The 22,076-nt window shown below is 71.6% G+C and carries 18 protein-coding genes, 1 tRNA gene and 1 riboswitch; of the genes, 13 read left to right on the forward strand and 6 right to left on the reverse strand.

The window, feature by feature from the left end; genetic code table 11:
- Nucleotides 1–45 precede the first annotated feature (45 nt).
- From ACFY3N_RS30945 to ACFY3N_RS30985, 9 genes are all read left to right on the forward strand, one after another.
- A complete protein-coding gene (locus ACFY3N_RS30945; RefSeq protein ID WP_390820096.1) occupies nt 46–1,038 on the forward strand; it encodes a nucleoside triphosphate pyrophosphohydrolase in 993 nt (330 codons plus the stop codon).
- A gap of 185 nt (nt 1,039–1,223) precedes the next feature.
- Nucleotides 1,224–2,486, forward strand: coding sequence for a cytochrome P450 (locus ACFY3N_RS30950; RefSeq protein WP_390820097.1), 1,263 nt, complete (start codon nt 1,224–1,226; stop codon nt 2,484–2,486).
- A gap of 198 nt (nt 2,487–2,684) precedes the next feature.
- On the forward strand, nt 2,685–3,704 hold the full coding sequence (locus tag ACFY3N_RS30955) for a transglycosylase family protein (protein WP_390820098.1): 1,020 nt from the start codon (nt 2,685–2,687) through the stop codon (nt 3,702–3,704).
- A 205-nt stretch (nt 3,705–3,909) separates the two neighbouring features.
- Nucleotides 3,910–4,078, forward strand: a riboswitch (cyclic di-AMP (ydaO/yuaA leader).
- A gap of 4 nt (nt 4,079–4,082) precedes the next feature.
- Nucleotides 4,083–4,799, forward strand: coding sequence for a transglycosylase family protein (locus ACFY3N_RS30960; protein WP_390820099.1), 717 nt, complete (start codon nt 4,083–4,085; stop codon nt 4,797–4,799).
- 232 nt (nt 4,800–5,031) lie between these two features.
- Nucleotides 5,032–6,312: a phosphopyruvate hydratase gene (eno, locus tag ACFY3N_RS30965; protein WP_390820100.1), complete on the forward strand. Its 1,281-nt coding sequence runs from the start codon at nt 5,032–5,034 to the stop codon at nt 6,310–6,312.
- Nucleotides 6,313–6,404: 92 nt separating this feature from the next.
- Nucleotides 6,405–6,881 carry a septum formation initiator family protein gene (locus ACFY3N_RS30970; protein WP_390820101.1) on the forward strand — a complete coding sequence of 159 codons (477 nt, stop codon included), beginning with the start codon at nt 6,405–6,407 and terminating at the stop codon, nt 6,879–6,881.
- A 30-nt stretch (nt 6,882–6,911) separates the two neighbouring features.
- A complete protein-coding gene (locus ACFY3N_RS30975) occupies nt 6,912–7,445 on the forward strand; it encodes a DUF501 domain-containing protein (protein WP_390820102.1) in 534 nt (177 codons plus the stop codon).
- On the forward strand, nt 7,442–8,407 hold the full coding sequence (locus ACFY3N_RS30980) for an exopolyphosphatase (protein WP_390820103.1): 966 nt from the start codon (nt 7,442–7,444) through the stop codon (nt 8,405–8,407). Before ACFY3N_RS30975 ends, ACFY3N_RS30980 begins: the two co-directional genes overlap by 4 nt.
- 419 nt (nt 8,408–8,826) lie before the next feature.
- Nucleotides 8,827–10,212, forward strand: a complete 1,386-nt coding sequence (locus ACFY3N_RS30985; protein WP_390820104.1) for an NAD(P)/FAD-dependent oxidoreductase — start codon at nt 8,827–8,829, stop codon at nt 10,210–10,212.
- 229 nt (nt 10,213–10,441) lie between these two features.
- Here ACFY3N_RS30985 and ACFY3N_RS30990 read toward each other — a convergent pair whose 3' ends face one another.
- On the reverse strand, nt 10,442–12,970 hold the full coding sequence (locus ACFY3N_RS30990) for an ABC transporter permease (RefSeq protein WP_390820105.1): 2,529 nt from the start codon (nt 12,968–12,970) through the stop codon (nt 10,442–10,444).
- 65 nt (nt 12,971–13,035) lie between these two features.
- Entirely contained in the window at nt 13,036–13,836 is an 801-nt protein-coding gene (locus ACFY3N_RS30995) for an ABC transporter ATP-binding protein (protein WP_390820106.1), read from the reverse strand.
- Between the two features lie 390 nt (nt 13,837–14,226).
- Here ACFY3N_RS30995 and ACFY3N_RS31000 point away from each other — a divergent pair.
- A tRNA-Leu gene (locus ACFY3N_RS31000) sits at nt 14,227–14,313 on the forward strand.
- A 378-nt stretch (nt 14,314–14,691) separates the two neighbouring features.
- On the forward strand, nt 14,692–15,585 hold the full coding sequence (locus ACFY3N_RS31005; protein WP_390820107.1) for a Bax inhibitor-1/YccA family protein: 894 nt from the start codon (nt 14,692–14,694) through the stop codon (nt 15,583–15,585).
- 64 nt (nt 15,586–15,649) lie between these two features.
- Here the strand turns inward: ACFY3N_RS31005 and ACFY3N_RS31010 are convergent, their stop codons facing one another.
- Nucleotides 15,650–15,880 (reverse strand): DUF4287 domain-containing protein, encoded by a 231-nt coding sequence (locus tag ACFY3N_RS31010; RefSeq protein WP_184765993.1) that lies wholly within the window; start codon nt 15,878–15,880, stop codon nt 15,650–15,652.
- A gap of 102 nt (nt 15,881–15,982) precedes the next feature.
- Between ACFY3N_RS31010 and ACFY3N_RS31015 the strand changes: the two genes are divergently transcribed.
- Nucleotides 15,983–16,294: a hypothetical protein gene (locus tag ACFY3N_RS31015; RefSeq protein WP_390820108.1), complete on the forward strand. Its 312-nt coding sequence runs from the start codon at nt 15,983–15,985 to the stop codon at nt 16,292–16,294.
- A gap of 11 nt (nt 16,295–16,305) precedes the next feature.
- Here the strand turns inward: ACFY3N_RS31015 and ACFY3N_RS31020 are convergent, their stop codons facing one another.
- From ACFY3N_RS31020 to ACFY3N_RS31030, 3 genes are all read right to left on the reverse strand, one after another.
- Nucleotides 16,306–17,085 (reverse strand): hypothetical protein, encoded by a 780-nt coding sequence (locus tag ACFY3N_RS31020; RefSeq protein ID WP_390820109.1) that lies wholly within the window; start codon nt 17,083–17,085, stop codon nt 16,306–16,308.
- 285 nt (nt 17,086–17,370) lie between these two features.
- Nucleotides 17,371–18,591 (reverse strand): acetyl-CoA C-acetyltransferase, encoded by a 1,221-nt coding sequence (locus tag ACFY3N_RS31025; RefSeq protein WP_390820110.1) that lies wholly within the window; start codon nt 18,589–18,591, stop codon nt 17,371–17,373.
- Nucleotides 18,592–19,195: 604 nt separating this feature from the next.
- The gene (locus tag ACFY3N_RS31030; protein WP_390820111.1) at nt 19,196–20,221 is read right to left on the reverse strand and encodes an SGNH/GDSL hydrolase family protein; all 1,026 of its coding nucleotides are present in this window, start codon (nt 20,219–20,221) and stop codon (nt 19,196–19,198) included.
- A 162-nt stretch (nt 20,222–20,383) separates the two neighbouring features.
- On the opposite strand from ACFY3N_RS31030, the gene ACFY3N_RS31035 reads away from it, so the two are divergent.
- Nucleotides 20,384–21,772, forward strand: a complete 1,389-nt coding sequence (locus tag ACFY3N_RS31035) for a cystathionine beta-synthase (protein WP_390820112.1) — start codon at nt 20,384–20,386, stop codon at nt 21,770–21,772.
- The last annotated feature ends 304 nt before the right edge of the window (nt 21,773–22,076 follow it).

The raw sequence follows: 22,076 nt of genomic DNA on the forward strand, positions 1-22,076 counted from the left end.
GTGGACGACCCGGGGGCTGTCGGCGCGGTGGGCTAGTTTCGGAGCGTGAACGCAATCAGCCCCGCACCGAGCTCCGAGGCCGCCCCCGGCCGTGTCGTCCTGCTCACCACCAGCCACCGCGTCGCGCCCGGCCTGCTGTCCTGGCCGGCCTGGCAGGCCCTGCACGCCGCCGACAGGGTGCTGTGCGCGGACGGCGCCCACCCGCAGCTGCCGTACCTGCGGGAGGCGGGGATACCGGTCGAGGAGGCGTCACCGACCGCCGAGGAGATCGTCGACGCCTGTGCGGGCGGGCGGACGGTGGTGGTCGTGGCGACGGGGGAGGGCGAACCCGCGCTGACCGACGGGCTGGCACGGCTGGCCGGGAGCGGCAGGGTGAGGATGCCCGAGCTGGAGCTGCTGCCCGCCTCCTACGACCTGCCGGGCGCCCGGCTGCTCGACCTCGTGCAGGTCATGGACCGCATCCGCGAGGAGTGCCCGTGGTCGTCCCGGCAGACCCACAAGGGCCTGGCGAAGTACGGCATCGAGGAGGCGTACGAGCTCGTCGAGGCCATCGAGGAGGGCGACCGGGACGAGCTGCGCGAGGAGCTGGGGGACGTGCTCCTCCAGGTCGTCTTCCACGCGCGGATCGCCGAGGAGCACCCGGAGGAGCCGTTCTCCGTCGACGACGTGGCGGGAGGCATCGTGGCCAAGCTGATCCACCGGCATCCGCATGTCTTCGGCGGGGCGACGGCGGACACGCCGGAGGACGTCAAGGCGCACTGGCTGCGGACCAAGGCGGAGGAGAAGCGGCGCAGTTCGGTGACGGAGGGGGTGCCGCTCGGGCAGCCCGCACTGGCGCTGGCGGCGAAGCTGGGGTCGCGGGCGCGGACGGCGGGGCTGGACGTGCCGTTGCCGGCGGGGGAGGGGGTCGGTTACGAGCTGCTGGGGCTGGCGGTGCGGGCCGAGGCGGCGGGGGTCGATCCGGAGGCGGCGCTGCGGGCGGCCGCGCGGGTGTACCGCGACGCGATACGGGCCGCGGAGGGGCAGGGCGGGAGCTGAGGCGTGCGGGTGCCGCGCCCCTGAAGGGGCGCGGGGAACCGCGCGAACCCCCACGGCGCGCCCGCGCCCGCCGGACGCCCGAGCCCTGCCGCGCCGCCCTCGCCCGCGCCCGCCGGACGCCCGCGCCCGCCGAGCCGCCCTCGCCCGAGCCCTGCCGCCCCGTCCCCGCCCGTTAGGGTCGCCGCATGCATGACCAGCCCCTCACTCCCGAACTGTTCAGCTGGGAGTTCGCCGCCGATCCCTATCCCGCCTACGCCTGGCTGCGCGAGCACGAGCCCGTGCGCAGGACGCGGCTGCCGAGCGGGGTGGAGGCGTGGCTGGTCACGCGGTACGCCGATGCCAAGCAGACCCTCGCCGACAACCGGCTGTCCAAGAACCCCGCGCACCACGACGAGCCCGCGCACGCCAGGGGCAGGACCGGTATCCCCGGGGAGCGCCAGGCGGAGCTGATGACGCATCTGCTGAACATCGACCCGCCGGACCACACCCGGCTGCGCCGGCTGGTCAGCAAGGCGTTCACCCCGCGCCGGGTCGCCGAGTTCGCGCCCCGGGTGCAGGAGCTCACCGACGGGCTCATCGACCGGTTCGCGGACAGCGGCTCCGCCGACCTCATCCACGAGTTCGCCTTCCCCCTCCCCATCCACGCCATCTGCGACCTGCTCGGTGTCCCGCGCGAGGACCAGGACGACTTCCGGGACTGGGCGGGCATGATGATCCGTCACGGCGGCGGGCCGCGCGGCGGGGTCGCCCGGTCCGTGAAGAAGATGCGCGGCTACCTCGCCGAGCTGATCCACCGCAAGCGCGAGGCGCTCCCCGCCGAACCCGCCCCCGGCGAGGACCTCATCTCCGGCCTCATCCGCGCCTCCGACCACGGTGAGCACCTCACCGAGAACGAGGCCGCCGCCATGGCGTTCATCCTGCTGTTCGCCGGTTTCGAGACCACCGTCAACCTGATCGGCAACGGCACCTACGCCCTGCTCACCCACCCCGGACAGCGCGACCGCCTGCAGCGGGCCCTCGCCGCGGGGGAGCACGGGCTGCTGGAGACCGGGGTCGAGGAACTCCTGCGCTACGACGGCCCCGTGGAGCTCGCCACCTGGCGGTTCGCCACCGAGCCGGTCACCATCGGCGGGCAGCGCATCGCGGCCGGCGACCCCGTCCTCGTCGTGCTCGCCGCCGCGGACCGGGACCCGGAGCGGTTCGCCGACCCGGACGTGCTCGACCTCGGCCGGCGCGACAACCAGCACCTGGGGTACGGCCACGGCATCCACTACTGCCTGGGCGCCCCGCTGGCCCGTCTGGAGGGCCGGACCGCGCTCGCCACCCTGCTGACGCGCCTGCCGGACCTGCGGCTCGCCGTGGAACCGGCCGAACTGCGGTGGCGGGGCGGGCTCATCATGCGCGGACTGCGCACGCTCCCGGTGGAGTTCACCCCCGCGCGGAAGTGACGGAACGGGCGGCCGCCCGCCCTGCCCCCGAGCGGACCGGCGTAAACATGACGCGCCCTCAACTCTGTGATCTTCACGTGATCTGCGCGGCATGAACTTGTGACAAGTGATCGTCTGCCGATACGTTCACCCATCAAGCGCGGCACACCGAGTTCCGTTCGCCGCGCCGGTCATTGCTGTCTCGCGAAAGGTTTCCGCATGCTCTCCGGGAACGGCCGGCACCGTCGGCCCCGCCAGGCTCCGGCTCTCCTCGTCGCGGCCGGAGTGACCGGCTCCGCCATCGCGATCCCGCTCCTCGGGGCCGGCAGCGCCAGCGCGGCCGACGGCGCGACCTGGGACCGGGTCGCCGAATGCGAGAGCGGTGGCTCGTGGAGCCAGAACACCGGCAACGGCTACTACGGCGGCCTGCAGTTGACCCAGGACGACTGGGAGAGCTACGGCGGCCTGGACTACGCGACCAGCGCCGACCAGGCCAGCCGCGGCCAGCAGATAGCCGTGGCCGAGAGAATCCTCGCCGACCGGGGGGTCGGCGCGTGGCGCACCTGCGGACTGACGGCGGGCCTCGAGCAGGACTCGGCGTCGGCCGACATCGACACGGGCGTGGCGGAGGACGCGACCTCGGGCACGCCCGGCTCCTCCGGCTCCACGGACTCGTCCGGATCGCCGGACTCCGGTGACGCGTCCGCTTCGCCCTCCCCGTCGGCCACGTCCGACGCCGAGAACACCGAGGATGCCGAGGGGGACGAAGGCGCGGCCGGTGAATCGGCCAAGTCCGGCAGGTCGAGCGGCTCGGGCAAGGAATCGGACACCGGCTCCGACGGCGGATCCGGCACCTCCCCCTCCGTCTCGGCCACCCCCAAGAGCGACGAGTCGGACAAGTCCGGGCAGACCACCGGTTCTTCCGAAGTCACCGAGACCGAAGACGGCGGCACCGGCCGGCACCGCGGCTCCAGCGCCGAGGAGGGCGTGCTGGAGGACCGTACGTCGGAATCGTCCGGCCGGCATGCCTCGCGCGGCACCGACGCCTCGCGCGATGCCGCCGACGGCTCGTACACCGTGCGCAACGGCGACAGCCTCTCGTCCATCGCCGACTCCCTTGAGCTCGACGGCGGATGGCGGTCGCTCTACGCCGAGAACGAGCAGGTCGTCGGCGCCGACCCGGACCTCATCCTGCCGGGCCAGGAGCTCGAGGTCGGGGTCGAACCGGGCGAAAAGTGACGCTCGAAAGGGCCTGGGTTCGGCGGCAGTTGACGTCATGTTTCGAGACGAATGTCCGGTTTAAAGGCTGTGAGAGATAGGTCTCAGAAGCCCTGATCGTCTTTGAAATTCCGCGGATCGCGTGTCTACGGTCGTGACCGCTCGCCACCGCGGGCCCCGGCTGCCGCCACGCCGAATCCTGCCAGTGGCAGCACGGGAACAGTCGTCGCGTCATGCGCCGCAGGCAGGAGCGGGGGACCCAAGGTAAGCGCCCCTTCCGGTGGTTGACACCGGATCGGGCTTGGGGTGGAGCCGCGTCCCGTGAGGGACGTGGCCGGGCAACTCAACCGGCCCGAACCCGACAGCTCACCTCGTAGGCGTCGGTGAGGGGATCCATCCATGCTGTTTTCCGGCAAGGGCAAGCACCGTCGTTCCTCCAGGGCCACCCGCGCGATCGCCGTCGCCGGCATCGCCTCCGCCGCCGTCGCCGCCCCGCTGATGGCGGCCGGCAACGCCTCCGCCGCCACCGCCTCCGAGTGGGACGCCGTCGCCCAGTGCGAGTCCGGCGGCAACTGGTCCATCAACACCGGCAACGGGTACTACGGCGGTCTGCAGTTCTCCGCCTCCACCTGGGCCGCGTACGGCGGCACGCAGTACGCCTCCACCGCCGACCGGGCCAGCAAGGCGCAGCAGATCGAGATCGCCGAGAAGGTCCTCGCGGGCCAGGGCAAGGGCGCCTGGCCGGTCTGCGGCACGGGCCTGTCCAACGCCGCCTACACCGGCTCCTCCTCCGGCGGCTCCTCGGCCGGCTCCTCGCAGGGCACCGGTTCCACCGGGACCCGTGAGACCGAGCAGAAGGCCTCCCGCTCCACCGAGCGCCCGGCCGCCGAGCAGAAGACCGAGGAGCGGGCGGAGGAGAAGACCGTCACCACCCCGACCGGCGAGAAGGTCGAGAAGGGCGACGGCGAGTACAAGGTCGTCAAGGGCGACACCCTCAGCTCCATCGCCACCGAGCACGGCGTCAAGGGCGGCTGGGCCGGGCTGTTCGAGCTGAACGACGACATCGTCGACGACGCCGACCTCATCTACCCGGGCCAGCAGCTCCACCTGAAGTAAGCGGCCGCCCCCTGCTCCCCGCCCCGGTGCGTCTCCCCCCGTACGCACCGGGGTGGGGTTTTTGCGGCCGGGTTTCAGGAAACGGCTTTGTTCCGTTCGGAAACAATTTACTCTCGGTTCTGTCCACGCAACGGGCGGCCGGATGGCCGATCGCCCGGAGCCGGTTAGGCTCGGACTCGCACGACCCTCCGGGGTCCTGCTCACCCGCGTCACATCCAAGAAGGAGATGCTCGTGCCGTCCATCGACGTCGTCGTAGCCCGGGAAATCCTGGACTCCCGAGGCAACCCCACGGTCGAGGTCGAGGTCGGCCTCGACGACGGCAGCACGGGTCGTGCCGCCGTCCCGTCCGGCGCCTCCACCGGCGCCTTCGAGGCCATCGAACTCCGTGACGGCGATGCAGGCCGTTACCTGGGCAAGGGCGTCGAGAAGGCCGTGCTGGCCGTCATCGAGCAGATCGGCCCGGAGCTCGTCGGCTACGACGCCACCGAGCAGCGCCTGATCGACCAGGCGATGTTCGACCTGGACGCCACCGACAACAAGGGCTCCCTCGGCGCCAACGCCATCCTCGGCGTCTCGCTCGCCGTCGCCCACGCCGCCTCCGAGGCCAGCGACCTCCCGCTCTTCCGCTACCTGGGCGGCCCCAACGCGCACCTGCTGCCGGTGCCGATGATGAACATCCTGAACGGCGGCTCGCACGCCGACTCCAACGTGGACATCCAGGAGTTCATGATCGCCCCGATCGGCGCGGAGTCCTTCTCCGAGGCCCTGCGCTGGGGCGCCGAGGTCTACCACACCCTGAAGAAGGTCCTTAAGGGCAAGGGCCTGGCCACCGGCCTCGGCGACGAGGGCGGCTTCGCCCCGAACCTCGGCTCCAACCGCGAGGCCCTCGACCTCATCCTCGAGGCCATCAAGGAAGCCGGCTACACCCCCGGCGAGCAGATCGCCCTCGCGCTCGACGTCGCCGCGTCCGAGTTCTACAAGGACGGCTCCTACACCTTCGAGGGCAAGGAGCGCTCCGCCGCCGAGATGACCGAGTACTACGCCGAGCTCGTCGACGCGTACCCGCTCGTCTCCATCGAGGACCCGCTGTTCGAGGACGACTGGGAGGGCTGGAAGACCATCACCGCCAAGCTCGGTGACAAGGTCCAGCTCGTCGGCGACGACCTGTTCGTCACCAACCCCGAGCGCCTGGCCCGCGGCATCGAGGAGGGCGCCGCCAACGCCCTGCTGGTCAAGGTCAACCAGATCGGCTCGCTCACCGAGACCCTGGACGCCGTCGAGCTGGCCCAGCGCAACGGCTTCAAGTGCATGATGTCCCACCGCTCCGGCGAGACCGAGGACGTCACCATCGCCGACCTGGCCGTCGCCACCAACTGCGGCCAGATCAAGACCGGCGCCCCGGCCCGCTCCGAGCGCGTCGCCAAGTACAACCAGCTGCTGCGCATCGAGGAGATCCTCGACGACGCCGCGGTGTACGCCGGCCGCTCGGCCTTCCCGCGCTTCAAGGGCTGATACGTAGGAAGCGTCGCACGTACGTCCCCGTACCCGGTCCCGTACCGTGTGCGGGGACGTACGCACGTATGAAGGCGAACCGGAGGCGGAACATGGCGGTCAAGGACCGGGACCGTTTCTCCACCGCGACCAGGATCCGGCTGATCGGTGAGCAGACCGCGGCCCGGGTCTACCGCTCGCAGACCAAACGCCAGGCCCGTCGCTCCCGGCTGACCGGCCGGGCCGCGCTGCTGGCCCTGGTGGTCTGCTCCCTGATCGTCGCCCTCGCCTACCCCATGCGCCAGTACGTCTCCCAGCGCGCGGACATCGCCGACCTCCAGCAGGAGCAGGACGAGACCCGCAGGCGGGTCGAACGGCTGCGCGACCTGAAGGCCCGCTGGCAGGACGACGCGTACGCCGAGCAGGAGATCCGCCGGCGGCTGCACTACGTCATGCCCGGCGAGACCGGCTACATCGTCATCGACCCGGGTACGGCGCAGCAGTCCCGCACGGATCTCGAGGCCGCCGACCGCCCCTGGTACGCGAACGTCTGGGACGGCGTCGACAAGGCCGACGCCGCCGACCAGTGACCCCCTGTCGAAGACCGCAGAAAGACACGCATGGAAAAGCCCCCGCCCACGACCCCGCGCACCGAACCCACCGACGCGGACGTCGAGGCCTTCAAGCAGCAGCTCGGGCGGCCCCCGCGCGGGCTGCGCGCCATCGCGCACCGCTGCCCCTGCGGGCAGCCGGACGTCGTGGAGACCGCGCCGAGGCTGCCCGACGGCACCCCCTTCCCGACGCTGTACTACCTCACCTGCCCGAGGGCGAACTCCGCGATCGGCACGCTGGAGGCAGGCGGTGTGATGAAGGAGATGACGGAGCGGCTGGCCACCGACCCCGAGCTGGCGGCCGCGTACCGCGCGGCGCACGAGGACTACATCCGGCGCCGCGACGAGATCGAGGAGCTGAGGAACTTCCCCAGCGCGGGCGGCATGCCGGACCGCGTGAAGTGCCTGCACGTGCTCGTCGCCCACTCGCTGGCCGCGGGCCCCGGGGTCAACCCGCTGGGCGACGAGGCGCTGGCGATGCTTCCGGAGTGGTGGCGCAAGGGCGCCTGCGTGACGCTTCCCGAGAAGGAGGACGGCCGGTGACCCGGGTGGCCGCCATCGACTGCGGTACGAACTCCATCCGGCTGCTGGTGGCCGACGCCGATCCCGCGACCGGCGAACTGACCGAGCTGGACCGGCGGATGACGATCGTGCGGCTCGGCCAGGACGTCGACCGCACGGGCCGGCTGGCGCCCGAGGCGCTGGAGCGGACCTTCGCCGCCTGCCGCGAGTACGCGGAGGTCATCGAGGAGCACGGCGCGCGGCGCCTGCGCTTCGTCGCCACCTCGGCCTCCCGCGACGCCGGGAACCGCGACGACTTCGTGCGCGGGGTGCTGGACATCCTGGGTGTGGAGCCCGAGGTCATCACCGGCGACCAGGAGGCCGAGTTCTCCTTCACCGGGGCCACCAAGGAGCTGACGGGCCGGACCGACCTGCACCGCCCGTTCCTGGTGGTGGACATCGGCGGCGGCTCGACCGAGTTCGTCGTGGGCGACGACCACGTCCGTGCCGCCCGCTCCGTGGACGTCGGCTGCGTACGGATGACCGAGCGGCACCTGGTGCGGGACGGGGCCGTGACGGACCCGCCGGCCGAGGAGCAGATCGCGGCGATGCGCGCCGACATCGAGGCCGCCCTCGACCGGGCCGAGGAGACGGTCCCGCTGCGCGAGGCGCGCACCCTGGTCGGCCTGGCGGGCTCGGTCACCACCGTGTCGGCGATCGCCCAGGACCTCCCCGCGTACGACTCCGGGGCCATCCACCACTCCCGCGTCTCCCGCGACCGCGTCCGCGAGATCACCGAGTGGCTGCTGCGCTCCACCCACGCCGAGCGCGCGGCGGTGCCCTCCATGCACCCGGGCCGGGTCGACGTGATCGGTGCCGGGGCCCTGGTCCTCCTCTCGATCATGGAGCGGACCGGTGCGGAGGAGGTCGTGGTCTCGGAGCACGACATCCTCGACGGCATCGCCTGGTCCGTGGCCCGGACCCCTCTCGCTACTGACCGGTAGCACTCCGCTGAGCAGTCGGGATGGCGTTTGAGCGGTGTCCGGGGGGCCCTTTCGGGCCCTCCGGCGAGGCCCCGCCGGGAAAGTTCGTGAAGTTCTTCACAAGGAATTGGTCCCGGGAGGACGAAGAACTGCGCTCGGTTGACCCATTCGGGCCCTCAACACCCATTTGAACACGTTCAGAAGGCGGTGGCGGGCGTCCTGTCGGAGGCCGTCACGAAGGTCCGCCGACCGGCCTCACGCCGCCTGCTGACGGGCGGAGAGGCAGCTCACGCGGCATTGACAACGTCCCGCGCGGGGTGCCGGTTCCCGTTTCGCGCTGTGATCTGGATCAAGAAGCGGGGGATGGTAACACAGGCCCTGTCGGAGCTTGTGAAGGGGCGCACGAGGTACCCCCCTGAGGCGGGTGGATACTCGATGGCATGAGCACCACGGAGCGTCCCAGGATCCTCGTAGTAGGCGGTGGGTACGTAGGCCTGTACGCAGCTCGGCGCATCCAGAAGAAGATGCGTTACGGCGAGGCGACCGTCACCGTCGTCGACCCGCGGTCGTACATGACCTACCAGCCCTTCCTCCCCGAAGCCGCCGCCGGCAGCATCTCCCCCCGGCACGTCGTCGTCCCGCTGCGACGCGTGCTTCCCAAGGCGGAGGTCCTCACCGGCCGGGTCACCACCATCGACCAGGACCGCAAGGTCGCCACGGTCGCCCCGCTCGTCGGCGAGGCGTACGAGCTGCCCTTCGACTACCTGGTCATCGCGATGGGCGCGGTCTCCCGCACCTTCCCGATCCCCGGCCTCGCCGAGCAGGGCATCGGTATGAAGGGCATCGAGGAGGCCATCGGCCTGCGCAACCACGTCCTCGAGCAGCTCGACAAGGCCGACTCCACCACGGACGAGGAGATCCGGCGCAAGGCGCTCACCTTCGTCTTCGTGGGCGGCGGCTTCGCCGGCGCGGAGACCATCGGCGAGGTCGAGGACATGGCCCGCGACGCCGCCAAGTACTACAACAACGTGTCCCGCGAGGACATGCGCTTCATCCTCGTCGACGCCGCCGACAAGATCCTCCCCGAGGTCGGCCCCAAGCTCGGCGCGTACGGCAAGGAGCACCTCGAGGGCCGCGGCGTCGAGGTCTACCTGTCCACGTCGATGGACTCCTGCGTCGACGGCCACGTGGTGCTGAAGAACGGCCTCGAGGTCGACTCCAACACGATCGTGTGGACGGCGGGCGTCAAGCCGAACCCGGCGCTGTCCCGCTTCGGTCTGCCGCTGGGTCCGCGCGGTCACGTCGACACCGAGCCGACCCTCCAGGTCAAGGGCACCGACTACATCTGGGCCGCGGGCGACAACGCCCAGGTCCCGGACCTCGTGGGCCGCAAGGCCGGCAACGAGAACGCCTGGTGCCCGCCGAACGCCCAGCACGCGCTGCGCCAGGCCAAGGTCCTCGGCGACAACGTGGTCTCCGGCATGCGGGGCTTCCCGCAGAAGGAGTACAGCCACGCCAACAAGGGCGCGGTGGCGGGCCTCGGCCTGCACAAGGGCGTGGCGATGATCGTCATGGGCAAGATGAAGATCAAGCTCAAGGGCCGGCTCGCCTGGTACATGCACCGTGGCTACCACGGCATGGCGATGCCGACCTGGAACCGCAAGATCCGCGTCTTCGCCGACTGGACCCTCGGCATGTTCCTCAAGCGCGAGGTCGTGTCCCTGGGCGCGATCGAGTCCCCGCGCGAGGAGTTCTACGAGGCGGCGAAGCCGGCGCCGGCGGCCGCCCAGCAGGAACCGAAGAAGACCGAGGCCAAGGCCTCCTGACCTCCGGTCACCCACTGAAGGGGCCGCCCGCCATCCGTGGTGCGGGCGGCCCCTTCGGCGTTCCCGAGGACCCGACGGGAGTACGCCCACCCGCCCTGCGCACTCGTGCCCGGAACCGGCTCGTGCCCGGAACCGGCTCGTGCCCGGAACCGGGCCCGCACACGACGACGGGCCCCGCTCCACCCGGAACGGGGCCCGCGCCTCAGCCACAGCCGTGGCTCCTGCCCGGCTACTCGGCCTTGATCGCCTGCAGCATGTTCAGCCGGGCCGCCCGCCGGGCCGGCCACAGCGCGGCCAGCACACCCACCACCGCGGCCAGCAGCAGGAAGAGCCCCATCCGGCCCCATGGCAGGACCAGTTCGTACGTCGCCATGCGCGACCCCACCAGCTCACCGGCCGCCCAGCCGAAGAACACGCCCAGCCCCAGGCCCAGCACCGCGCCGAACAGCGAGATCACCAGGGACTCCAGCCGGACCATCCGCTTGACGCCCTTGCGGTCCAGGCCGATCGCCCGCAGCATGCCGATCTCCTGGGACCGTTCGAACACCGACATCGCCAGGGTGTTGACGACGCCGAGGACCGCCACGATCACCGCCATCGCCAGCAGGCCGTAGACCATGTTCAGGATCAGGGTGAACATCTTCGCGATCTCGTTGGAGAGGTCCTGCTTGTCCTGGACCGTGATCACCGGGTTGGCGCCGAGGGCCTTCTCCAGCGCCTCCTTCATCGCGTCGGACGTACCGTCGGCGGTCTTCACCATGACCATCATGTCGGCCGGTTCCGACTCGTGCGAGTCGAGGGCCGCGGTGTCGACCAGGATGCCGCGCACCAGCTCGTTGGCCTGGTAGACACCGGAGACCGTGAGCTTCCGCTTCGCGCCGTCCTCGCGGACGAGGGTGAAGGCCGAACCGGTCTTCCAGCCGTACGACTTCGCGGTGTCCTCGTCCACGACGGCCCGCGTGGCGCCGATCTCGAAGGCGCCCTGCGCCATCGGGAAGTCGGTCAGCTCGCCGATCGTGGCGCCGTTCACGCCGGTCAGGTACTCGTCCTGGCCGTCGACGCTGGCGTACGCGTTGCGCATCGGGCTGGTGGCGGTGACGCCGTCGGCCCGCTTCAGCTCCTTCTCGACGTCCGGCGACAGCGGGCGCCCGTTCACCATGGACACCATGTAGTCCGCCTCGATCGCGGAGGCCGCCATCTTGTCGATGGACTTCTGCAGGCTGCCGGCCATCACCGTCATACCGGTGATCAGGGTGAGCCCGATCATCAGCGCGGACGCGGTGGCGGCGGTGCGGCGCGGGTTGCGCACCGAGTTCTGCCGGGCCAGCTTGCCGGAGACCCCGAAGACGCGCAGCACCGGGGCCGCGGCGGCGATCAGCGGGCGGGACAGCAGCGGGGTCAGGACGAAGACGCCGATGATCAGCAGCACGGCGCCGATCCCCATGGGGACCTGGCCGTCGGACCCGTCCATCGTCGTGGCCGCGAGGACCACCGCGACACCGGCCGCCGAGAACAGCGCGCCCAGCGTGTTGCGCAGCACCAGCGACTTGGTGGTCGCCGTCGCGTGCATCGCGCTCATCGCCGCCACCGGCGGGATCTTCGCGGCCCGGCGGCCGGGCAGCCACGCGGCGAGCATGGTCACCAGGATGCCGACCACGAACGCGGAGCCGACCGTGCCCGGGCTGACCACCAGGGGCCCGTCGGGCATGGGCGCGTCCAGCGTCCCCATCAGGGAGCGCAGCCCCGCGCCGATGCCGACACCGGCGACGAGTCCGGCGACGGCGGCGACCGTGCCGACCACGAACGCCTCGATCAGCACCGACCGCGTGACCTGGCGCCGGGAGGCGCCGACCGCGCGCATCAGGGCCAGCTCCTTGGTGCGCTGGGCGACCAGCATGGTGAAGGTGTTGGCGATGATGAACGTACCGACGAACAGCGAGATCCCGGCGAACACCAGCAGACCCTGCTTCAGGCCGCTCATCGAGGAGGCGATCGCCTTGGCCTGGTCGTCGGCGAGCCGCGTACCCGTCGTGGTCTCCACGGCGTCGGACGGCAGGGCCTTCTCCAGCTGGGCCCGCAGCGCGGTGTCGCTGACGCCGTCCTTCGCCTCGACGGCGATCTCGTCGAAGGTGCCCTCCTTGCCGAGCAGCTTCTGCGCGCTCGCCGTGTCGAACAGCGTGAGGCTGCCGCCGGCCGCGACGTTGCCGTCGTCGGTGGTGAAGACGCCGGTGACCACCGGCTCCAGGACGGGACCGTCGACCGACATCCGCACCGTGTCGCCGACCTCGTAGCCGGCCCGCTCCGCGGTCCTGGAGTCGATGAGGATCTCGCCCTCGCCCTTCGGCGCACGCCCGCTGACCAGCGGGTACCGGGGATCCTCGGCGCCCCAGTAGTTGCCGCCCTGCGACTGGAAGCCGTCGCCGATCAGCTTGCCGTCCTTGTCGGCGAGCGCGGTGAAGCCCTGGACGGTGCCGATGGCCCGCGCGGCGCCGGGCACGGCGGCACTGGCGTCGACCAGTTCGCGGGTCAGCTCGTGGTAGGAACCGGCCTCGTCGCCCTCGCCCTCCTTCCACCGGGGGGTGACGGCGACGTCGACGTGGTCGAAGCCCTTGGCGGACTGCTTCTGCAGGGCGTCGGAGAGGCTGTTGGTGAAGACCAGGGTCCCCGACACGAAGGCCACGCCGAGCATCACGGCGAGCACGGTCATCAGGAGCCTGGCCTTGTGCGCGGACACGTTGCGCAAGGCGGTACGGAACATGGAAGTCTTCTCGGTTCCAGACGTACGGAGGAGGGGGCGGGCTGAGGAGGGGACGGGCGGGGGCGTCAGCTGGTGCGGCCCTTGGCGTCGGACCCGGGGGTCCGGGGGGACCCCCCAGGAAGATTCCGCATGCGGTCGAGCACCGAGTCGGCCGTCGGCCCGTGCGCCTCGTCCACGATCCGGCCGTCCGCGAGGAAGACCACCCGGTCCGCGTAGGCGGCGGCGACCGGATCGTGCGTCACCATGACCACGGTCTGTCCCAGTTCGCGCACGGAGTTGCGCAGGAAGCCCAGCACCTCGGCGCCGGAACGGGAGTCGAGGTTCCCGGTCGGCTCGTCGCCGAAGATGATCTCGGGCCGGGAGGCCAGCGCCCGCGCCACGGCGACCCGCTGCTGCTGTCCGCCGGACAGCTGTGAGGGCCGGTGGCCCAGCCGGTCCGCCAGGCCGACCATCCGGATCACGGTGTCCAGCCACTCCTTGTCCGGCCTGCGGCCCGCGATGTCCATCGGGAGGGTGATGTTCTCCAGCGCGGACAGCGTCGGGAGCAGGTTGAACGCCTGGAAGATGAAGCCGATCTTGTCCCGGCGCAGCCTGGTCAGCTGCTTGTCCTTCAGCGAGCCCAGCTCGGTCTCGCCGATGCGCACGGAACCGGAGGAGAAGGTGTCCAGGCCGGCCACGCAGTGCATCAGCGTGGACTTGCCGGAGCCGGAGGGGCCCATGATCGCGGTGAACTCGGCCTGCTGGAAGGCGACGGAGACCCGGTCCAGGGCGACCACCCGGGTCTCGCCCTGGCCGTAGATCTTCGAAAGCTCCGTGGCGCGCGCGGCCGCGGTGGTGGTCCGGTCGGCGAGGGATGCGGTGGTCACGGGATGGCGCTCCTGTCGGGACGGCGTGCTCTCGGGGGACGCCGTCCATCGTTCCGCCGCTTCGCCGCCGTGTAGTCACCCGCTGCTCCGGTTCCGGGGGGCGACTCGGGAGGGACCACCGGACGCGGTGTCATACCTGGGGATGACGGCGGCCTCTGAGCCGGGGGCGCGCGGAACAGGTGGAGCGCCCCTGTTCAGGCGGTGAAATTCCGTCATTCCGCGTGCGTGACGAAGTGCCACACGCAAGGCTGGTGGCATGTGCTGACGGCGAGTCCGTGGTGCTGATGCACCATCAGGCGCCAATAAAATAAGACAAGATCGGCCCCTCCCGTCGCTGTCGGCGGGAGGGTCACCGATAGGCTCGGGACCGCGAAGCGGAGCCCACGGCCTGCCCGGATGGTGGAATGCAGACACGGCGAGCTTAAACCTCGCTGCCCCTATGCGGGCGTGCCGGTTCGAGTCCGGCTCCGGGCACCATCACGTATGCCGCGCCCCCTCGCGCGTGCGACGCCCCCGTTCCGGACGCTCCCGTGTGATCGCGCGACGGGGCGCCCTCCCGGCGGTCACGTCCCGCGGATCCTCCGGCCGGCGCGCGTCCCGCCGCCCGGGCCCGCCCCGGAGGCGCCGGGCCACCGCGTGAGCACCGGGCCGGGGCGGACGGATGATCTCCGGCCGGTCCCGGGGAGGTACCGGGTCGGTCATGGTTCGGTGTCCCGCGGTGGAGGGAATCACCCGGCCGCGTAGCGTGTTGCGCAGCACAACGAGGGAAAGATCCTCCCCAAGCATTAGGGTCATTCCTTTGCCTACCTATTACTCTTGAGCCAAGGCCGCGCCGCGCGGCCATGGAGGAGTGAAATGAGGAGCAGTAACCCGGTCTTCTCGCGACGGGGGTTCGGCCGCGACAACGGCTACGCGGGCTTCAACACCGCGCCGCAGGCCGGGGGCCCCGCTGTCGCCACGCAGGCCAACCCGTACGCGCAGCCGACGGGCAACCCGTACGCCCAGAACCCCTACGCCCAGCAGGACCTGCAGTACGGCGCCCCGCCGCAGGCGCCGGCCACCACCGGCCGGATGACCATCGACGACGTCGTCATGCGCACGGGCACCACGCTCGGCGTGCTCATCGTCACCGCCGCGCTCTCCTGGGCCCTGCTGCCGGTCGACGACGCCAACATCAGCCGGTCCTACGGCATCGGCATCGGCGCCGCGCTGATCGGCATGGTCCTGGCGCTCGTGCAGTCCTTCAAGCGCAAGGCCTCGCCGGCGCTGATCCTGACGTACGCCGCGTTCGAGGGCGTCTTCCTCGGCGTCATCTCCAGCATCGTCGACAACCGCATCGCCGACGGTGCGGCCATGCAGGCAGTGATCGGCACCATGGCGGTCTTCGCCGGTGTGCTGGTGGCCTACAAGGCCGGCTGGATCCGCGTCAACCGCCGCTTCTACGGCTTCGTGATGGCGGCCGCGCTCGGCTTCATCCTGCTGATGACCGTGAACCTGCTGTTCGCGGTGTTCGGCGGCGGTGACGGCCTCGGCTTCCGCAGCGGTGCGCTCGGCGTCGTCTTCGGCGTCATCGGCATCATCCTCGGTGCCTGCTTCCTCGCCCTGGACTTCAAGCAGGTCGAGGACGGCATCGCCTACGGTGCCCCGCGCGAGGAGGCCTGGCTCGCCGCCTTCGGCCTCACGCTGACGCTGGTGTGGATCTACATGGAGTTCCTGCGACTCATCTCGATCCTCAACAGCAGCGACTGACGCCCAGCAGCGCGGACGAGGGCCCCGGGTTCCCACCCGGGGCCCTTCGCCGTGCCGGCGTGCGTCAGAGCAGTTTGCGCGCGGCCCTCCTCAGGTCGTACTCGTGGACGATCGCCTTGGCGTGGCCGTACGCCAGGTCGTACTCGTGCCGGAGCCAGCTGACCTTCTCCTCGAAGCGGAAGAGCGCCGGGCCTTCTTCGACGGTGCGCAGCCAGTCGGAGATCTCACGACCGGTGCAGTGGGGGATGCGGGCGAGCATGTTGCGGTGGGTCTCGGCGGAGAAGACTTGGGACATCGGCGCCTCCGGACGCATGGGGTGTGAGCCGGTCCTTCAGGTCACCGTGCCTGAGCGTTCGCCCGTTGGCAACAGTCCCGCCGCGCCGCGTACGCTCGCCGCGTGGTTGATACGACGCCCTTCACCCGTGCCGTGGATCATTTCGCCGACCGCCTGCGGGCCGCGCCGCAGAGCAGGCTGCAGCGGGGCGGGGCCGCCGAGGCGCTCGCCCTGGCCAGGGAACTGGCGCGGCGCACCCAGCGCGTCGAGGAGCCGGGCACCGAGCCCCGCGAGATGCCCGACGCGGGCATGTTCGCCGCCGCCGACCAGATCACCGTCGCCGGCCACGACCTGGCGCTCGTCCTGCGGAGCGAGGACGAGGTGCGGGAGGCCGTACGGCTGGTGGAGGAGGCGCGGGAGCGCGCCGGGGTGTAGCCGCCCCGGAGTCAGAGGGACGCGATGACGCGGTCCGCCAGGATGTAGACGTTCTCCTCGCCGCAGGAGAACGTCAGCGTGTACGCCCCCGAGATGCCGGAACCGCCCAGCAGGAACGGGGTCTCGCCCGCGCGCAGGGCCGCGGCCAGGCGCTCCGCGGTCTCGCGGTGGCCCGGCGTCATGCACAGCGTCGTCCCGTCGGCGAAGACGTAGACGTCGAGGGTGCCCAGCGGGCCCGGACGGACGTCGGTCAGCTCGGTCCGGGCGGCGGCCAGCCCCTCCAGGGCGGTCACCGTGCGCTCGTGGTCGTTGACGACCGGTGAGGGGTTCGGCACGAAGTCCGGGTGCGAGGGGTGGCGGCGGCGGGCCGCGGCCAGCTCCGGGGAGTCCCCGGAGTACTCCTCGGCGTCCGCGCCCGGCTCGCTCACCGGCTCCAGACCCACGAAATCGGCCTGCCGGGGCAGGAACAGCTCGCTGTCCGCCAGACCCAGCAGGGACGGCGCGTCGGACGCGTCACGCGCCTCCTGGGCGGCCCAGAAGGCCCGCGCCTCGGCGAGCTCGCGCTCCCGCTCCTCGGCGAGCGCCTCCGCCACGGCGGTGCGTATCTCGTCGGTGCCCGCCGTACGGGCGGGGGGAACGTGCGCGCGCGTGGCCGCGGCGCCGTCCTCGGCCAGTGCGGTGTGCAGGGCCGCGACCTGTCGGCGCAGCACCATGATGCTGCGCAGGACGGCGACGCCCACGGCGCCGGTGGCGGCCGTGGTGACCAGCAGGGCGATCGGCATGGCGCTCACTGACGTACTCCCGGTTCAAAGTCGACCCCCGACTTCCTACATCAGCTTGAAGGGTGGACTAACCATCTGTCAGTGCGTAACGTCACGAAACGGACAGTCCTTTGGGGGTGCACCCGAGAGGGGCCCGGTCCTGACCTGCGTGAATCCCTGCGGCGAGGGAGATAGGTCACATCCTGGGGGAGATTGGATCACGAATCGGCCCGGGCCTCCGGGGGTTCCGAAGGTCCGGGCCATTGACTGACGCAGCGTGTCGTGACGGCTACGGTGCGCCCACGGTGCGGGGGTTCAGCTGAGGCGCTCGATGACCATCGCCATGCCCTGGCCGCCGCCGACGCACATCGTCTCCAGGCCGAACTGCTTGTCGTGGAACCGGAGGGAGTTGATGAGCGTGCCGGTGATGCGGGCGCCGGTCATGCCGAAGGGGTGGCCGACGGCGATGGCGCCGCCGTTGACGTTCAGCTTCTCCAGCGGGATGCCGAGGTCGCGGTAGGAGGGGATCACCTGGGCGGCGAACGCCTCGTTGATCTCGACCAGGTCGATGTCGTCGATGGTGAGACCGGCGCGGCCCAGCGCCTGCTTGCTCGCCTCGACCGGGCCGAGGCCCATGATCTCGGGGGAGAGGCCGGAGACGCCGGTGGAGACGATCCGGGCGAGCGGGGTGAGACCGAGCTCGCGGGCCTTGGTGTCGCTCATGATGACGAGCGCGGCGGCGCCGTCGTTGAGCGGGCAGCAGTTGCCGGCGGTGACCAGGCCGTCGGGGCGGAAGACCGGCTTCAGGCCGGCCACGCCCTCCATGGTGACGCCCGCGCGGGGGCCGTCGTCCTTGGAGACCACCGTGCCGTCGGGGAGCGTCACCGGGGTGATCTCGCGCTCCCAGAAGCCGTTCTTGATGGCCTCCTCGGCGAGGTTCTGCGAGCGGACGCCGAACTCGTCCATGTCCTGGCGGGTGACGCCCTTGAGGCGGGCCAGGTTCTCGGCGGTCTGGCCCATCGCGATGTACGGGTCCGGCATCAGGCCGTCCTCGCGCGGGTCGTGCCAGGTGGAGCCCTCCGACTCGGCGACGGCGGCGGTACGGGCCTCGGCCTCGGCGAACAGCGGGTTGCGGGTCTCCGGGAGGCTGTCGGAGTTGCCCTTGGTGAAGCGCGAGACCGTCTCGACGCCGGCCGAGATGAACACGTCGCCCTCGCCGGCCTTGATGGCGTGCAGGGCCATGCGGGAGGTCTGCAGCGAGGACGAGCAGTAGCGGGTGATGGTGCAGCCGGGAAGGTGGTCCATCCCCATCTGCACGGCGACCACGCGGCCGAGGTTGTTGCCCTGCTCGCCGCCGGGGAGGCCGCAGCCGAGCATCAGGTCGTCGATGTCCCTCGGGTCCAGCTCGGGGACCTTGGCGAGGGCGGCCTGGATGATCGTGGCGGTCAGGTCGTCCGGGCGCAGGTCCTTCAGGGAGCCCTTGAAGGCGCGGCCGATGGGGGAGCGGGCGGCAGAGACGATCACGGCTTCGGGCATCACGGCTCCAGTGGTGAGGGGCGGCGCGTAGCGCCTCGTCGAGGGGTGGTGGTCGGGCGACGGGAAGGCGTACCGGGTGGTCGGTGCGGGGCTTCTTGGGAAGTTACCCGGACGTATGAGCGGGGTCACGGGTGGCGCGGTGTGACATGGACCGCAACTGTCTAAGCGCTTGCTTGGCTTACGTCCGCGGGCAGCCGTGCCGCCCACCGCGTCCGCGGGCAGTCGTGCCGCAGGGCGGCACGGGTGGGCGCGACGGCGCCCCGTGAGCGCCGGGCCGCGCGACACCCCCCGCCCCGCACCGGCACTGCTGACCGGTGTCGGCCGGGTGCTGAGACGCTCACGGCGCTCGCCGGGTGCCTCCCCCACTCTCGACTTCTCCCCCACTCTCGACTTCTCCCCCACTCTCGACTTCGCTCGAGCGGGGGGACCCCCATCGCCCACCCGTGCCGCCCTGGGGGTACCTCCCAGGCCCTTGAGGCACTGGGGGAGGCGCGACTTGCCCGTAGCTGCGTGGGGCCGGCGCTGACTGCCCGCAGCTGCGTGGGGCCGGTGCCGGCGGTCCGCGGCTGCGGCGCTCCGGCGAGGTCGCGGCGGTCGTCCGGCGCTACGACGGCTGGGGCGAGGGTTCCGGCTCCGTCTCCGCCACCCGCCGGCGCCGGCGGCGTTTCAGCAGGGCCCACGGCCCCCGCGGACCCGCCGGCATCACCGCGGTGACCTCCGTGCCCGCCTCCGCCGCCGCCTCCGCCGCCGCCTGGGCCACCGGCAGGAACCCCTCGCGGCGGGCGGCGTCCGGGCGCTCCTCCTCCGCCGGCCACAGGCCCAGCGCCGCGCACACCGTCGGCAGCACCGCCATCGCCGCCGTGGCGTACCCCTCCACCGAGGGGTGGTAGCTGTCCGGCCCGAACAGCTCGCGCGGGTTCGCCGCGAACTCGGGCCCCAGCAGATCGCCCAGCGACACCGTGCGCCCGCCCTGCTCGACGGCTCCGATCGTCTGCGCCGCCGCCAGCTGCCGCGAGGCCCGGCGGGCCAGCCAGCGCAGCGGCTGCCGCACCGGCTCGATCGTGCCGAGATCGGGGCAGGTGCCGACGACCACCTCCGCGCCGGCCGTCCGCAGCCGCCGTACCGCCGAGGACAGGTGGCGCACGGACCGGGCGGGCGGCATGCGGCGGGTGACGTCGTTGGCGCCGATCATGATCACGCAGATGTCGGGCGTCCGGGACGGATCCGCCAGCGCCCTCGTCACCTGCCGGTCCAGATCGTCGGAACAGGCCCCGGGCACCGCGACCGTGCTCAGCCCCACCGGACGTTCCGCGACCGCCGCGACGCCCGACGCCAGCAGCGCGCCCGGCGTCTGCCCGGCCCGGTGCACGCCCTGCCCGACCGCCGTGGAGTCGCCCAGCATCGTCAGCCGCAGCGCCGGCTCGCCCGGCACCGTGTACGCCGCGCCGTACAGCCCGTCCGCGTTCGGTACGTGGGGAGTCGTGCCGTTGCCCACGTGGCGCCGCGCCAGCTGGGCCTCGGCCATCAGGAGCCCCACGGTGGCCGCCCCGGCCAGACCGATCCCCCCGCCGCCGTACGCCGCGCCGGCGGCGATGCGCCGGGCCACCCTCGCCCTCGACAAGCCCGTCATGCCTCGCCGCCACCTCCTCGAACCCGTACACCCAGTGCTTGCCCCGTACGGACCGTGGTCCAATCCTTACGGCGAGTGAACGATCCGGCCGGGTTCCGACCGGCGAGGGCCTAGGCTGGCATCACCACTACGACCACCCTTTTGCAGCATCCGGAGACAACGGTGCAATTCCACGACTCGATGATCAGCCTCGTCGGCAACACCCCGCTGGTGCGGCTCAACAGCGTGACCAAGGGCATCAGGGCGACCGTCCTGGCCAAGGTGGAGTACTTCAACCCGGGCGGCTCCGTGAAGGACCGCATCGCCCTGCGCATGATCGAGGCGGCGGAGAAGAGCGGGGAGCTGCGGCCGGGCGGCACCATCGTCGAGCCGACCAGCGGGAACACCGGGGTCGGGCTCGCCATCGTGGCCCAGCAGAAGGGCTACAAGTGCATCTTCGTCTGCCCGGACAAGGTGTCCACGGACAAGATCAACGTACTGCGGGCCTACGGGGCCGAGGTCGTCGTCTGCCCGACCGCCGTGGCGCCCGAGCACCCCGACTCCTACTACAACGTCTCCGACCGGCTGGTGCGCGAGACGCCGGGGGCCTGGAAGCCCGACCAGTACTCCAACCCCCACAACCCGCTCTCCCACTACCACTCCACCGGCCCCGAGCTGTGGGAGCAGACCGAGGGGAGGATCACCCACTTCGTGGCCGGCGTCGGCACCGGCGGCACCATCTCCGGGACCGGGCGCTACCTGAAGGAGGTCAGCGACGGGCGGGTGAAGGTCATCGGCGCCGACCCCGAGGGGTCCGTGTACTCCGGCGGCTCCGGGCGGCCGTACCTGGTGGAGGGCGTCGGTGAGGACTTCTGGCCGAGCGCGTACGACCGTGACATCGCGGACGGGATCGTCGCCGTCTCCGACAAGGACTCCTTCCAGATGACCCGGCGGCTCGCCAAGGAGGAGGGCCTGCTGGTCGGCGGCTCCTGCGGCATGGCGGTCGTGGCGGCGCTGGAGGTGGCCTCGCGGCTCGGTGAGGACGACGTGGTGGTCGTCCTGCTGCCGGACAGCGGGCGTGGCTACCTCAGCAAGATCTTCAACGACGAGTGGATGGCCGACTACGGCTTCCTGGAGGACGCCGGCCCCAGCGCCCGCGTCGGCGACGTCCTCGAGGACAAGGAGGGCGGCCACATCCCCTCCCTCGTCCACATGCACCCCGACGAGACGGTCGGCCAGGCCATCGAGGTGCTGCGCGAGTATGGCGTCTCGCAGATGCCGGTGGTCAAGCCGGGCGCCGGCCACCCGGACGTGATGGCCGCCGAGGTCGTCGGCTCGGTGGTGGAGCGGGAGCTGCTGGACGCGTTGTTCAGCAAGAGCGCCTCGCTCGACGACCCGCTGGAGAAGCACATGTCCGCGCCGCTGCCGCAGGTCGGCTCGGGTGAGCCCGTCGCGGACCTGATGGCCGTCCTGGGCGAGGCCGACGCGGCGATCGTCCTCGTCGAGGGCAAGCCGACCGGTGTGGTCAGCCGCCAGGACCTGCTGTCCTTCCTGGCCAGGACCGGGAAGTGACGGAGCCTCGGGCGAACCGCCGGTGAAGCGGCGGTGAACGGCCGGGCGTCGACGCGGCGATGATCTTCGTGGACTTCGCGGAAGTGGTACGAGCGCGTCACGTTCGCGCAGCACTCGCTTAACACGGGTCCGGCAGATTGATGGGTGTCGGCGGAACGGGAGCGGCTCCCCGTTCCGGCCGGCGGCCAAACGGCGTCGAAGGACCTCCGGAGCGGCTCCCGGACCTCCATGGACGCCTCGGGCGCGCAGCCTGCCTCAACGGGCGCGCGTCCCCCGCGGGGACCGCCGTCGTCCCGCCCCCCGG

The sequence above is a fragment of the Streptomyces sp. NPDC000348 genome, assembly GCF_042898795.1.
Taxonomy (GTDB): domain Bacteria; phylum Actinomycetota; class Actinomycetes; order Streptomycetales; family Streptomycetaceae; genus Streptomyces.

What these genes read in the sequence shown, in the direction of transcription:
- ACFY3N_RS31030 (WP_390820111.1), bottom strand. Translation starts at nt 20,221, where the DNA reads ATGACGGGCTTGTCGAGGGCGAGGGTGGCCCGGCGCATCGCCGCCGGC.
- ACFY3N_RS30975 (WP_390820102.1), top strand. Translation starts at nt 6,912, where the DNA reads ATGGAAAAGCCCCCGCCCACGACCCCGCGCACCGAACCCACCGACGCG.
- ACFY3N_RS30970 (WP_390820101.1), top strand. Translation starts at nt 6,405, where the DNA reads ATGGCGGTCAAGGACCGGGACCGTTTCTCCACCGCGACCAGGATCCGG.
- ACFY3N_RS31025 (WP_390820110.1), bottom strand. Translation starts at nt 18,591, where the DNA reads ATGCCCGAAGCCGTGATCGTCTCTGCCGCCCGCTCCCCCATCGGCCGC.
- ACFY3N_RS30990 (WP_390820105.1), bottom strand. Translation starts at nt 12,970, where the DNA reads ATGTTCCGTACCGCCTTGCGCAACGTGTCCGCGCACAAGGCCAGGCTC.
- ACFY3N_RS30955 (WP_390820098.1), top strand. Translation starts at nt 2,685, where the DNA reads ATGCTCTCCGGGAACGGCCGGCACCGTCGGCCCCGCCAGGCTCCGGCT.
- ACFY3N_RS31010 (WP_184765993.1), bottom strand. Translation starts at nt 15,880, where the DNA reads ATGTCCCAAGTCTTCTCCGCCGAGACCCACCGCAACATGCTCGCCCGC.
- ACFY3N_RS31005 (WP_390820107.1), top strand. Translation starts at nt 14,692, where the DNA reads ATGAGGAGCAGTAACCCGGTCTTCTCGCGACGGGGGTTCGGCCGCGAC.
- ACFY3N_RS30950 (WP_390820097.1), top strand. Translation starts at nt 1,224, where the DNA reads ATGCATGACCAGCCCCTCACTCCCGAACTGTTCAGCTGGGAGTTCGCC.
- ACFY3N_RS30985 (WP_390820104.1), top strand. Translation starts at nt 8,827, where the DNA reads ATGAGCACCACGGAGCGTCCCAGGATCCTCGTAGTAGGCGGTGGGTAC.
- ACFY3N_RS30960 (WP_390820099.1), top strand. Translation starts at nt 4,083, where the DNA reads ATGCTGTTTTCCGGCAAGGGCAAGCACCGTCGTTCCTCCAGGGCCACC.